At 66.4% G+C, this 12,032-nt stretch carries 10 protein-coding genes; 5 read left to right on the forward strand and 5 right to left on the reverse strand.

Annotated elements, in window-relative coordinates:
- Positions 1 to 41: 41 nt before the first annotated feature.
- Positions 42 to 1,016 carry an allantoinase PuuE gene (gene puuE, locus AAFF19_RS06595; RefSeq protein ID WP_008905023.1) on the reverse strand — a complete coding sequence of 325 codons (975 nt, stop codon included), beginning with the start codon at positions 1,014 to 1,016 and terminating at the stop codon, positions 42 to 44.
- 13 nt (positions 1,017 to 1,029) lie between these two features.
- Complete coding sequence (locus AAFF19_RS06600) at positions 1,030 to 1,698, reverse strand: GntR family transcriptional regulator (RefSeq protein WP_342721531.1); 669 nt, start codon at positions 1,696 to 1,698, stop codon at positions 1,030 to 1,032.
- Between the two features lie 109 nt (positions 1,699 to 1,807).
- Between AAFF19_RS06600 and uraH the strand changes: the two genes are divergently transcribed.
- Positions 1,808 to 2,158, forward strand: coding sequence for a hydroxyisourate hydrolase (gene uraH, locus AAFF19_RS06605; RefSeq protein ID WP_008905021.1), 351 nt, complete (start codon positions 1,808 to 1,810; stop codon positions 2,156 to 2,158).
- A 106-nt stretch (positions 2,159 to 2,264) separates the two neighbouring features.
- Here uraH and AAFF19_RS06610 read toward each other — a convergent pair whose 3' ends face one another.
- Positions 2,265 to 2,747: a hypothetical protein gene (locus tag AAFF19_RS06610; protein WP_008905020.1), complete on the reverse strand. Its 483-nt coding sequence runs from the start codon at positions 2,745 to 2,747 to the stop codon at positions 2,265 to 2,267.
- 168 nt (positions 2,748 to 2,915) lie between these two features.
- On the opposite strand from AAFF19_RS06610, the gene xdhC reads away from it, so the two are divergent.
- Both xdhC and AAFF19_RS06620 read left to right on the forward strand, forming a co-directional pair.
- Positions 2,916 to 3,719, forward strand: a complete 804-nt coding sequence (gene xdhC / locus AAFF19_RS06615; RefSeq protein ID WP_008905019.1) for a xanthine dehydrogenase accessory protein XdhC — start codon at positions 2,916 to 2,918, stop codon at positions 3,717 to 3,719.
- 194 nt (positions 3,720 to 3,913) lie between these two features.
- Positions 3,914 to 5,152: a urate hydroxylase PuuD gene (locus tag AAFF19_RS06620; RefSeq protein WP_342721532.1), complete on the forward strand. Its 1,239-nt coding sequence runs from the start codon at positions 3,914 to 3,916 to the stop codon at positions 5,150 to 5,152.
- Between the two features lie 14 nt (positions 5,153 to 5,166).
- On the opposite strand, the gene AAFF19_RS06625 is transcribed toward AAFF19_RS06620, so the two are convergent.
- The gene (locus AAFF19_RS06625) at positions 5,167 to 7,011 is read right to left on the reverse strand and encodes a phosphodiesterase (protein ID WP_182118389.1); all 1,845 of its coding nucleotides are present in this window, start codon (positions 7,009 to 7,011) and stop codon (positions 5,167 to 5,169) included.
- Positions 7,012 to 7,274: 263 nt separating this feature from the next.
- Between AAFF19_RS06625 and AAFF19_RS06630 the strand changes: the two genes are divergently transcribed.
- Both AAFF19_RS06630 and AAFF19_RS06635 read left to right on the forward strand, forming a co-directional pair.
- Complete coding sequence (locus AAFF19_RS06630) at positions 7,275 to 7,898, forward strand: Crp/Fnr family transcriptional regulator (RefSeq protein ID WP_008905016.1); 624 nt, start codon at positions 7,275 to 7,277, stop codon at positions 7,896 to 7,898.
- 271 nt (positions 7,899 to 8,169) lie between these two features.
- Positions 8,170 to 10,221, forward strand: coding sequence for a diguanylate cyclase (locus AAFF19_RS06635; protein WP_182118390.1), 2,052 nt, complete (start codon positions 8,170 to 8,172; stop codon positions 10,219 to 10,221).
- Positions 10,222 to 10,299: 78 nt separating this feature from the next.
- Here the strand turns inward: AAFF19_RS06635 and AAFF19_RS06640 are convergent, their stop codons facing one another.
- Positions 10,300 to 11,952, reverse strand: a complete 1,653-nt coding sequence (locus AAFF19_RS06640; RefSeq protein ID WP_182118335.1) for a Na/Pi cotransporter family protein — start codon at positions 11,950 to 11,952, stop codon at positions 10,300 to 10,302.
- Positions 11,953 to 12,032 lie beyond the last annotated feature (80 nt).

A 12,032-nucleotide genomic window follows, 5' to 3' on the forward strand; every position in this document is an offset into this window, starting at 1 on the left:
CTGCTGGCGCAATACAGATAAGCGCTGGAGGCCAATTTGGCTTAAAAAACTGGGGCAGGAAAGTGCTGCTTCCAATGGCGTGCGATGTCGATCCGGCGGGCCACCCACACGTGGCTGTGCTGCCCGATGTGGTCCAGAAACCGCTGCAGCGCCGTGATGCGCCCGGGCCGCCCCAGCAGGCGGCAGTGCATGCCGATGCTCATCATCTTGGGCGCGTTGTCACCAGCCGGGTCGCCTTCGGCATACAGTGCGTCGAAAGTGTCCTTCAGGTACTGAAAGAACGGGTCGGCGTGCGAATAGCCCTGCGGCAGGGCAAAGCGCATGTCGTTGCAGTCCAGCGTGTAGGGCACGATGAGCTGGGGCACCACGCTGCCGTCGGTCTTGCGCACCTTCATCCAGAAGGGCAGGTCGTCGCCGTAGTAGTCGCTGTCGTATGCAAAGCCACCGTAGTCGGCCACCAGGCGGTGGGTGTTGGGGCTGTCGCGGCCGGTGTACCAGCCCAGACCATGCACATGGTCTTGCGAGCTTCCGCGTTCTCCCGTCATGCGCTGGAGGATTTCCATGGCCTCGCGCATGTGGGCGCGCTCCACGTCCTCTGGCACGTTCTGGTAGTGGATCCATTTCAGGCCGTGGCAGGCGATCTCGTGGCCCAGCTCCACGAAGGCGGCCGTGAGCTCGGGGTGGCGCTGCAGCGCGGTGGAGACGCCAAACACCGTCAGCAGCAGTTGGCGCTTTTCAAACTCGCGCAGTATGCGCCACACGCCCGCGCGCGAACCGTATTCGTAGATGCCTTCCATGCTCATGTGCCGCTCGGGGTAGCTGGCGGGGTTGAACATTTCAGATAAAAACTGCTCGCTGCCCGCGTCGCCATGCAGCACGGCGTTCTCCCCGCCTTCCTCGTAATTCAGCACAAACTGCACCGCAATGCGGGCGCCGCCGGGCCACTGCGCGTGGGGCGGGTTCGGGCCGTAGCCGATCAGGTCGCGGGGGTAGGGGGCGGTGGCGTCGTAGGTCATGGTGGTGCTGTGTTCAAGAGGTCAGCGCGGCGGCCAGGTCGCTGGCGGGGCGTTTGCGGTCGAAGGCCAGGCTGGCCTCCACATGTTCAAGATGGCTTTGCATCAGTTGCACGGCGCGCTCTTCATCGCGCGCGGCCAGAGCGGCCACGATGGCGGCGTGCTCCTCGTGCGAATGTTCTGCCGCGCTGGCCGACTGGTACATCAGCGTGATGAGCGCGCAGCGCGAGATCAGGTCGCCCAGCATCTGCGCCAGCACCTCGTTGCCCATCAGCTCGGCCATGCGCACGTGGAAGTCGCCCAGCAGCTCGGTGCGGCTGCTGGCATCCTGGCTGCCCACGGCGGCCTTCTCGGCGGCGACATGGGTTCGGAGGGCGCGCAGTTTGGCGGGTGTCACCTGGCGCACAAAGGCGCGGGTCATTTCGCTTTCCAGCATGCGTCGCACCGCAAACACCTGGCGGGCCTCTTCGGCTGAAGGCGTGGCCACAAACGCGCCGCGTGCGGGCGCCAGCGTGACCAGCCGGTTCTGCGCCAGCTGGAACAGCGCCTGCCGCACCAGCGTGCGCGACACGCCAAAGTGGTCGGCCAGCTTCTGTTCGGCCAGCTTGGTGCCCGGCTGCAGGCGGTGCTCCACGATGGCGCGGGTCAGCGCTTCAACAATCGCGCTGGTGGATGAGGATTCCATGGCGGCATGATAGGGTAGATGGCGAAAAGTGTATACACTTTTGGTCTACACACTGTGGTCTGGCAATCGCCGCCGATTGGACAGCCTCTTACCTTGCAGGAGATTCACCATGGGATTGAGCACCCACGTTCTGGACACCATGAACGGCTGCCCCGCCGCTGGAATGGAGGTGGCCCTGTACTCCACCGATGGCGACAACGCCACCCTCATCAAGCGCCTGGTGTTGAACCACGATGGCCGCACCGATGTGCCGCTGTTTGACAACGCCAGCTTGCGCACCGGCACCTACCGGCTGCGGTTTGATGTGGCAGGGTACTTCAAGGCCCGGGGCGTGCAGCTGCCCGAGCCGAACTTTCTCAACCAGGTGAGCCTGGACTTCGGCATTGCGCACGCCGACCAGCACTATCACGTGCCACTACTGGTTAGCCCCTGGAGCTATTCGACCTACCGCGGGTCATAAGGAGTCCGGCTGCGAAGTGCGGCAAGCGACATGGCGGTGACAGGGGCGCGGCCCAGGCCAAGGATGCCAGGCAAGGGCCGCCCCGCAGCGCCTCAGGGGGAAGTCCCTACAGCTGACCTTCGGTCAACGTGTCGAGCTGGAAGTTGCCACTCTTGTCCCAGAGCCAGGTGTCGGTGTACGTGACCTTGCCCATGCGCGTGGGCGCCGGGAAGGGGCCCGCAGCGCGCACGGTGCGTTCGATTTCGGCGATCACCTCGGGGGCGTGTTTGGGCGCCCGCATCCAGTGCAGCCGGGTGACCTTGCCCGTGCGGTCGATATCGACCTCCAGCACGCCGATGGCATACAGCAGCGGTGGCAGCTTGCCTTTGAAAATGCGGTTCTTGTTCAGTCCATACAGGTGGGTGGCGGCGTCCTGGCGGTAGGCGCGGGGCGTGCTGGCCGCGGATGCACGGGCCGAACCCGCGCTGCCGGGCACGGGGCCTTTGACGCCCGTGGACGGGTCGGTGCTGGGCGCGCGGCTGTCCTGCACGGGGGCAGGGGGCTCGGGCGCCGATTTGCAGGCGGCCACCAGTGCCGCCACCGAGGCCATGAGCCCGGCAAGCAGCCAGTGGCGGCTGCGGGTACTGGAAGGGCGTTCGGGGGCTGGAGACGGCATGATGGTGGATGGGTAAAACTGGCTGGGCGAGGCCCCGGTCTGAAGGCGCCACGCGGTGGTGTCAGCGATAAAGGACCTGGATTGACTGATTTGCGATTGTTGATGGAGGCCCTGGCGGGCGCCAACGCTTGCCTCGTGCGGGTGGAGTCTACCGAAGGCTCGGCCCCGCGTGAAGCAGGCGCGTGGATGGCCGTGCTGGCCGATCGCACCGTGGGCACCATTGGCGGTGGCCATCTGGAGCTGCAGGCCATGGCCGAAGCGCGCCGCCAGCTGGCCGGTGTGCCCGGTCCCGCGCGGCAGCGCCATGCGCTGGGCCCGGCGCTGGGGCAGTGCTGCGGGGGCGTGGTGTACCTGACATTTGAGCTGCTGACCGCGGCCGACCTGGCCCCCGCCGCCGGCCTGGCCGCGCGCCTGGCGCCCCGCCAGCACCCGGTGGCGCTGTTCGGCGGCGGCCATGTGGGCCACGCGCTGGCACGGGTGCTGGCGCCGCTGCCCTTTGCGCTGACCTGGATCGACAGCCGCGATGGCATCTTCCCCACCCCGGCGCCCGAGGGCGTGGTGTGCGAGCACTCCGAGCCCGTGCAGTTGGCCGTGCCGAGCCTGGCCCCGGGCAGCCGCGTGCTGATCATGAGCTTCAGCCACGCCGAAGACCTGGACGTGGTCGCCGCCTGCCTGCGCCGCCAGCGCGAGCAGGGTGACCTGCCGTTCATCGGCCTCATTGGCAGCAAAACCAAGTGGGCTACATTCCGCAATCGCCTGCACGGCCGTGGCTTTGCGCAAGACGAACTCGCGCAGGTCACCTGCCCCATTGGCATCCCAGGCATTGAGGGCAAGGAGCCCGAGGTGATCGCCGTGGCGGTGGCGGCGCAGCTGCTGCAGACCTTGAAGGGGTCAGGCCGAGGGTAATTCCGGGCCAGCAATCCCACAGCCGGGGCTGGAATCTGGAACAAATCCTGCATACACTTTTCACCGATTCATGGGTCGCAGCGGTGCCCCGGCCAACACTCCGTGTTTGGCCAAGGTGCGCGACCAAAATTTCTGCTCAGAGCGCCCGCAGTGGTGAGCAGGTTTGCAGCGCCCCGCGCTGCCAAGGTTGAGATATGGAAAGCTACTTTCTCGACTGGGCCAACCTGCTGTTGCGCTGGGTCCACGTCATCACCGCCATCGCCTGGATCGGCTCGTCGTTCTACTTCGTCTTTCTGGATAGCAGCCTCACGCCGCCAGAGGACGAAGACCTGAAAAAGCAGGGCGTGAGCGGCGAGCTCTGGGCCGTGCACGGCGGCGGGTTCTACCACCCGGTCAAGTTCGCCGTCTCCCCGCCGCAGTTGCCCAAACACCTGCACTGGTTCTTCTGGGAAAGCTACAGCACCTGGATCAGCGGGTTTGCGCTGTTCACGGTGTCGTACCTCTACAGCGCCAGCACCTACCTCATCGACAAGTCGAAAATGGACTGGGCACCAGTCACCGCCATCGTGGTGGCGCTCGCGTTCTTCGTCGTGTTCTGGCTGCTGTACGACGCCATCTGCCGCATCTTCGGCCAAAAGAAGAACGGCGATGCCATCGTCGGCGCGCTGGTGTTCGTGCTGGTGTGCGTGGCCTCATGGCTGGCCTGCCACTGGTTTGCAGGCCGTGCAGCCTTCTTGCTGGTGGGCGCCATGATCGCCACCGCCATGAGCGCCAACGTGTTCTTCTGGATCATCCCCGGCCAGCGCACCGTGGTGGCGCAGATCAAGGCCGGCCAGCCCGTGGACCCCATCCACGGCAAACGCGGCAAACAGCGCAGCGTGCACAACACCTACTTCACGCTGCCCGTGCTGTTTGCCATGCTCAGCAACCACTACAGCTTTACCTGGAGCCACCCGCAAAACTGGCTGGTGCTCATCCTCATGATGTTTGCCGGCGCCGCCATCCGCCAGTTCTTTGTGATGCGCCACGGCTACAAGCTGGGCCGCAATGGCAACCCGCTGCCCTATGCGCTGGTGGGCGTGGCTGTCATCGTCGGCGCCATCGTGTGGATGCGGCCAGTACCACCAGCCAATGCGAATGCTACTGTTTCAGGAGCTGCTGACGCAGGTGGGGTAAGCGCTGGTGGCCAAAATGACTATAAATCAGTGCAAGCGGTGCTGGAGCAGCGCTGCTACCTGTGCCACGGCGAGGCGGTGCAGATGAAGAACCTGCGGCTCGACTCGCCGGAGCTGGTCAAGCAACACGCCCAGGCCATCTACCAGCAGGTGGTGGTGCAAAAGCTGATGCCGATGAACAATTCCACGCAGATCACTGATGCGGAGCGGGCGCTGATCGGGCGCTGGTTTGAGGCGGGGGCGCCCACAGCCCCGTGACGGGGTGCGCAGACTCAGGCGGCCAACACATCCTGCAGCGCCCGCGCCGCCGCCAACGCCCCCAGGCTCGACTCCGTAAACCCGCCGTGCAGCACCACGCCAGCGGCCGCCTGCTTGGCCTCATGCTTGGCCACTGCCGCCAGGTTGGCCACTTCCTCGGCGTGCCGAAAACGCCCCGGCATGACGCGCACCGCACCGATAGCCAGCGTGGTGCACGGGAAGAACCGCTGCACGCCGTGCCGGTCTTCGGCCTGGATGCCGCCCGCCAGCCGCGCGGGTTCGTCGAACAGCGCGATAGCCTCGCGCGCAAACTCATCCACGATGTTCTTGCAGCGCTGCAGCCAGTTGCTGCTCTGAAAGATCAGCATGAAGTCGTCCCCGCCCACATGGCCCACAAAGTCGCGCCGCGCGTCGCAGTGGGTGGTGGCCAGGCGGGCGACGAGGCGGATCATCTGGTCGCCGCGCCAGTAGCCGTAATGGTCGTTGAAGGGCTTGAAGTTGTTCAGGTCGGCGTAGCACGCGACAAACTCGGTGCCGCTCTCCAGCAGGCGCTGCATGTGCAGGCTGATGGGGATGTTGCCGGGCAAAAACGTCAGCGGGTTGGCGTGGCGTGCCGCCTCGATGCGGGTTTCGGTCACGGCGCGCACGAGCTGGTCGCCCGTGCCCAGGCCCAGGTAGCGGCCGTTGTCGGTGACGATGTAGCCGTCATTCAGGTAGCGCTGGTCCTGCGAGGTGAGGATGCCCACCAGCTGGTCCACATCACAGTCGAGCTCCACCACGCGGGGCGCTGTGTTGGCGAACGCCAGGCAGGGTTTGCGGCCGTGCACCTCGCGGAAGTACAGCGTGGCGTAGTGGTTCATGAACTGCTGGCGGTTGATGAGTGCCACGGGGCGGGAGCCCTCCACCACCGGCAGGGCGTGCAGGTCCGGGTGTTTGTGGAACAGGGCCGCCACGGCGTCGTTGCTGGTGCCCGGGGACGCAAAGGGCGCTTGCACCACCATCAGGCTGCGCAGGATGCCGGGGCGCGCCGTTTGCCCCAGGTGCGGCAATACGGCCACGCGGCGGTCCTGCATCACTTCTTGCGCCAGCCGCTCCACACTGTCCCGCGGCAGGGCGGCGGGGCGGCCCAGAAGCCAGCCCTGGCCGTAGGGGATGTCCAGGTCCCGCAGCGCACGCAGGTCGTCCTGCGTCTCGATGCCTTCGGCAATGAGCTGGGTGCCAAATACCTGGGCAATGCCCTTGATGGCCTGCAGCATTTGCAGATTGGCGGGGTGGTTGCTGATGTCGTGGACGAAGTACTTGTCGATCTTCACGAAGTCGGGTTTCACCTCGGACCACAGCCGCAGGCTGGAGCGGCCGTCGCCAAAGTCGTCCAGTGCCAGCCGTGCGCCGCAGGCGTGCACGGCCTTGATGGCTTCGCGCAGTTCGGGCATGTCGGTGACGCGATCGTGCTCGGTGATCTCCAGCACCAGCATGCGGGCATGCATGCCAAAGCTGCGTATGGCCTCGCCCAGCATCCGTGGCCCGATCAGGGCCACGCCATGCACCAGCGCGTCGGCGCTGATGTTCACAAACAGCCGCCCCTGCGCCTGCTGTGCGCCCCACTGCTGCAGGGCCGTGAAAACGCACAGCAACTCGAAGTCTTGCAGGATGTGCTCGCGCCGGGCCACCTCCAGCAAGGCGTCGGGTGTGTGCAAAGGCGTGCCCTGGGGGCCCCGGATCAATGCTTCGTGGGCGTAGATGCTGCCTTCGCGCAGGTCGGCCAGGGGCTGGAACACGCAGTGCAGCCCGCCCTCGCGCATAAGGCGTGCCAGAGCGCCGGTGCCATGGCGCGCCGCCGGTGACAGCAAGGACATCATCGCCGCCTGTCGGCTCCCAAGGGTGTTGTACGTCACGGTGGATCGGAGGTCTCTGAGCAAGGGGGCAACGATATCGGCAGGGTGTGACACGGTTGTTACACGTTGTTTCCGTGATTCGATGTGCAGCGTGGGGGCATCCCGTCGCGGCGTGATCGAGCCGTTTGTGCTTTGGCTCAACCCCGGCGCAGCGCGAGGGCTGCCGCGAGGGTTCGGTTTGATCTTGCTCAATGCCTGAGGGGGCTCGGCGCGGCACAGTCCGTTCCATGCTGCCCTCTAACTACTTCTCACTGCCCGCCGAAACCGAGTTGATTGCCGCCGGCGAAGTGCTGCGCAGGCGCAACGAGGTGCTGACGTCTGTGCTGCACCTTGAAAGTGGCCGCGTGCTGCGCGGCGTGCTCGACGATGGCTACCTGCGCCACCAGCTGGGGGCCGTCGAAGGCCCGTTCTGGCTGGATGCCGCGTCGGCCCTCATGGGCATGCCGCTGCCGGTGGACATGGTGGCCGACACCCGTGTCCAGGTGCGGCGCCTGCCCATCGAGGAGTTTCGCCGCAGTCTGGCGGAAATGCCCGAGGGTGCGCGGGGGCTGCTGCTCGACATGGCGCAAGGCTACCGCCAGCAGTCGGAGCTGGCCGTGAGCCGGCTGGCGCAGGATGCCGAGTCGCGCTGCGCCCAGTGGCTGCTGAACCACGCCCAGCCGGACCACAGCGGCGCCATGCAGGTCACGCTGCACCAGCGCAAGCGCCTGATTGCCGCCCAGCTCGGGATTGCGCCAGAAACTTTCTCGCGCGTGCTGCGCCACCTGCGGGAGCTGGGCCTTATCCACGGCACGGGGAACGTGCTGAACCTGCCGCAACCCCGGGCGTTGCAGTCGATGGCCGGCTGCTGAGGCGTTCAGAAGGTGTAGGTGAATCCGCCCCACTCGGGCAGGGCGGGTGGGTTCACACCTTCCCGAGCCTCAGGGTTTTTCCTTGGGGTTGACTGAGGGTTCCACCCAAGCCCGGGCAGGGGGGGGCTGCGTATATTTGTTGGGACCAGTCCGGTTTGACCTGTCCCATGCCCATCGCCTACTTCCTGCGCCTGCCGGGCGCTCCTGTTGCGGAGTGTCCATGACGCTCCCGCCCCCACCCGCGCCCAATCAGGAAGCGCAGGGCTGGTGGATGCCGGGCCCCCTGGTGTTGCGCCTCGTGCTGGTGGCCGTGCTGGCGGTGGGGCTTTCGGGGGCGGTGTCGGCCTGGCTGGTCACGCGGGCTTCCGGGCAAGAGGCCATGCGCCGGGTGGTAAGCCAGCAGACCGATGAGGTGGAGGTGGTGGCCCGCCTGTTGGCCAGCAAGATCGAGCAGAGCCAGAAGGTGCTGCGCACCGTGGCCGCCGGTATCACACCGGGCATGCTGGAATCCCCCTCGGCTCTGGAATGGCTGCTGCAGCAGGGCCTGCCGGCAGTTCAGTTCTTTGATGCGATACAGGTGGCCCGCGACAATGGCGAGCTGCGCCTGAACCTGCGGGCCGGGCGGCTGGACAAGGCCTCCAATCTGGACCCGGCAGAACGCGATGCGCTGCGCCGAACCCTGGTGGACGGAAAACCGCTGGTTTCCGAGCTGATTGCGGGCCGCACCAGCGACGCGCGCGTGATGTTCACCATGCCGCTGCACCGTGAAGACGGTACCGTGCTGGGCGTGGTGGCCGGTGCATTGCGCCTGCAGTCGCAGGGCCTGCTGCCGCCCTCCATGACGCTGCCCACGCGTGAGGATTCGCGGCTCATTGTCTTCACGCGCGACGGCACCATCCTGGCGCACTCGGACCCCACCCGCATCATGGGCAAGGTGGGCGACGAGGCGGGGCTGGCCCCTGTATATGAGCGCTGGCATGCACAGGCGCAGCCGATATCCGGACGCGGCACGACCCACATGGAGGCCGAGCACATCGTGAGTCTGGCCGGCATGCCGCTGCCGCAATGGATCGTGGCCCGGGTGAGCCCTGCGCAGGCGCTGCTGGCGCCCCTGGAAGGCGCGCAGCGCGAGGCGTGGTGGATTGCTGCCGCCAGCATGGCGCTGTGCATGCTGCTCGCCGCGGTGGTGATGGGCTGGATGGCTCAGCCCCTGGCCCACCTGGTACACAGCGCGCGAAAAATGCTCCGGCGTGACACGCCTGCGGGTGCTCGGCCGACCATCACTTGGCCTGGCGCCGGCGGAGAGGTGGGCCAATTGGTCAAGGTGTTCAAGGGGCTCGCCCTGCAAGGCAGCCAGGAGCAGTACCAGCGGGAGACGTTGCGCGGGCAGTTCCAGGCCGTGCTGGACAACGCCTCGGTTGGCATCGTGATCTCCCGCAACGGGGTGCTGGAGGTGGTGGGGCGCCAGGCCTGCACCATGCTGGGTTACTCGCTGGCCGAGCTGCAGGGCCACCCAGCGCGCATCCTGTACGCCAGTGATGCGGACTACCAGCGCATCGGCGAGCGCGTGCAGGCCGAGTTTGCAGCGCACGGCGTATTTGACGGTGATGTGTGCTTTCTGCGCAAGGACGGCAGCCCGGTCTGGGCCCGTGTCCAGGGCCGTGCGGTGCAGCCCGACGAAATGCAGGGGGGCACGGTGTGGATTCTGGAGGACATCACCGCTGCGCGCGAGGCGCAGGCGCAACAGGCGTGGGAGCATGCCCACGACCCGCTCACCCAGCTCTACAACCGCAATGCCTTTGACGAACGCCTGGGTGCGTTGCTGGCCGAGCGTTCAGGCCGCACGCGCCCGTCCGATGCGGGCGGCGACACGGCAGGTGACGGCGTGGTGCTGTTCCTCGATCTGGATCACTTCACCGTAGTGAACGACATTGCGGGCCACGATGCGGGTGACGATGTCCTGCGGCACGTCGCCCGGCTGCTGGAGTCGCAGGTGCGCCAGATAGGCTGGGCCGCGCGGCTGGGCGGGGATGAGTTTGCCGTGGTGTTGCCCGGCTGCGCCCTGGCCCGCGGGCAGGCGGTGGCCGAGCAGCTGCGCGCCTCGGTGCAGGCCTGGGAGCCGTCGTACCAGGGGCGAAGCTTTACGCTGGGCGTGAGCATCGGGCTTGTGGTGCTGGATGCAAGCTTGCAGGATGTGCCCTCGGTGCTTTACGCCGCCGACATGGCCTGCTACGACGCAAAGCGTGCGGGCCGCAACCGGGTCGAGACCCGGCATGCAGGCCAGGCGACCGCTTCCGGGAGGATGGCGCTGGGGCCTGCTTGAGGGACCGCCGCCGGGCTCAGCCGCAGGCCGCGGGGCAGCGGCAGTCAAAAAGGGCGTTGTATCGGGGCAGCCTGGGCGTCAACCCTTGTCCACCATGGTCTTGAGCCGGCTCGGTGCCAGGGCCCCTGCCGATTCCAGAATGGGGTAGGCCACCGAGCACAGCAGCGAGTTGATGCGCTTGAGCTCGCTGATCAGGTCGATGTGCAATGAGCTGGTCTCGATGCTCTGCACCGTGTTGTCCGACAGGCGTGCCAGGTGGGTGGCCGAATACGCATGCTCCAGGTCGCGAAAGCGGGCTTTTTCCTCCAGCAGCTTTTGCGCATCGCGCACGCTGCCGTTCAGGAACACGCTCATCGCCAGCCGCAGGTTGTCGATCAGGCGGGCGTGCAGTTCGTTGATCTCTTCCATGCCTGCCTCGGAGAACTGGCGGCCCTTCTTGATCTTCTTGTCTTCAATGTCGATGAGCACGCGCTCGATGATGTCGCCAATCTGCTCCATGTTGATCGTGAAGCTGATGATGTCCGCCCAGCGGCGGCCCTCGCGCTCGTCCAGCGCCTCGCGCGAGATCTTGGTCATGTAGTACTTGATGGCCGAGTACAGGCCGTCCACCTCATCGTCGAGCTTGCGCAGGTCCTCAGCGAGCTGCAGGTCATCGGTGCGAATCACCTTGTGAAGCCCCCGCAACATCGATTCCACCACGTCCGCCTGGTGCAGCGCCTCGCGCGCGGCGCAGGAAATGGCCAGCGATGGCGTGGCAAGGGCCGAGGGGTCGAGATGCTGGGGCCGGGCGCCTGCCGCCTGAGCCTTCTGTGGCGGCATAAGGCGCTGCACGGCTCGCGCCACAGTGCCGGTCAGGCCGATGCATACGATGCCCACCACCATGTTGAAGGCCAGGTGAAACAGCACCACCAATGTCGCGACATCCGGCACGTGTGGGCGCGCATGCTGGAGCCAAAGGCCGGTGAGGGGCGTCATGATGACGACGCCGATGATCTTGAAGAACAGGTTACCCAGCGGTACCTGGCGCGTCTGCACATCGGCCTTCATCGTGGTCAGTACCGCCAGTAGGCCGCTGCCCAGGTTGGCCCCCAGCACCAGGCCCAGTGCCACATCGGCAGGTATGCCCCCGGAGCCCGCCAGCGCGGCGGTCAGCAGCACGGTGGCCAGGCTCGAATACGACACCACGGCCAGCACCGCGCCGGTGAAGATTTCGAGCAGGAGGTCGCTGGTCAGCGCGCCCAGCAGGGTGCGCACCGTCGGTGACTGGGTGAGTACCGTGGTCGATTCGGTAATGAGGCGCAGCGCCAGCAGCATCAGTCCCAGGCCGATGAGCACGCGTCCCACGCGGCCAATGGCCGTGTCCTTGCGCGAGATGAACAGCACCACCCCGACAAAGATGAACAGCGGCGACAGCCACGACAGGTCCATCGAGAACACCACCGCCATCACGCTGGTGCCCACGTCGGCTCCCAGCATCACGGCCAGCGCGGCGGGCAGGCCCACCAGGCCCTGGCCCACGAAGGAAGACACGATGAGCGCCGTGGCCGTGCTCGACTGCACCACGGCGGTCACCCCGATGCCCGACAGCACGGCCGTGAACCGGTTGCTGACGCTGTGCGCGATCAACTGGCGCAAATTGGCGCCGAAGACACGCAGGATGCCGGTGCGCACCAGGTGGGTGCCCCAGATCAGCAGCGCCACGGCTGCCAGCAGGTTTAAAAGGTGCTTCATGAAAAACCGTGTTCTTTTTCTTGTTGAATGCAAAAAGCATGCGCCGTACCGCTCGTGCACGCAAGCAGCGACGCTAGCGC

The sequence above is a fragment of the Acidovorax sp. FHTAMBA genome (assembly GCF_038958875.1).
Classification (GTDB): domain Bacteria; phylum Pseudomonadota; class Gammaproteobacteria; order Burkholderiales; family Burkholderiaceae_C; genus Acidovorax.

Bases quoted from the DNA above. Each gene is read 5' to 3' on its own strand.
- AAFF19_RS06630 (WP_008905016.1), top strand. From the start codon at position 7,275: ATGCTGCCCTCTAACTACTTCTCACTGCCCGCCGAAACCGAGTTGATT.
- uraH (WP_008905021.1), top strand. From the start codon at position 1,808: ATGGGATTGAGCACCCACGTTCTGGACACCATGAACGGCTGCCCCGCC.
- xdhC (WP_008905019.1), top strand. From the start codon at position 2,916: ATGGAGGCCCTGGCGGGCGCCAACGCTTGCCTCGTGCGGGTGGAGTCT.
- AAFF19_RS06600 (WP_342721531.1), bottom strand. From the start codon at position 1,698: ATGGAATCCTCATCCACCAGCGCGATTGTTGAAGCGCTGACCCGCGCC.
- puuE (WP_008905023.1), bottom strand. From the start codon at position 1,016: ATGACCTACGACGCCACCGCCCCCTACCCCCGCGACCTGATCGGCTAC.
- AAFF19_RS06610 (WP_008905020.1), bottom strand. From the start codon at position 2,747: ATGGCCTCGGTGGCGGCACTGGTGGCCGCCTGCAAATCGGCGCCCGAG.
- AAFF19_RS06635 (WP_182118390.1), top strand. From the start codon at position 8,170: ATGCCGGGCCCCCTGGTGTTGCGCCTCGTGCTGGTGGCCGTGCTGGCG.
- AAFF19_RS06625 (WP_182118389.1), bottom strand. From the start codon at position 7,011: ATGATGTCCTTGCTGTCACCGGCGGCGCGCCATGGCACCGGCGCTCTG.
- AAFF19_RS06620 (WP_342721532.1), top strand. From the start codon at position 3,914: ATGGAAAGCTACTTTCTCGACTGGGCCAACCTGCTGTTGCGCTGGGTC.
- AAFF19_RS06640 (WP_182118335.1), bottom strand. From the start codon at position 11,952: ATGAAGCACCTTTTAAACCTGCTGGCAGCCGTGGCGCTGCTGATCTGG.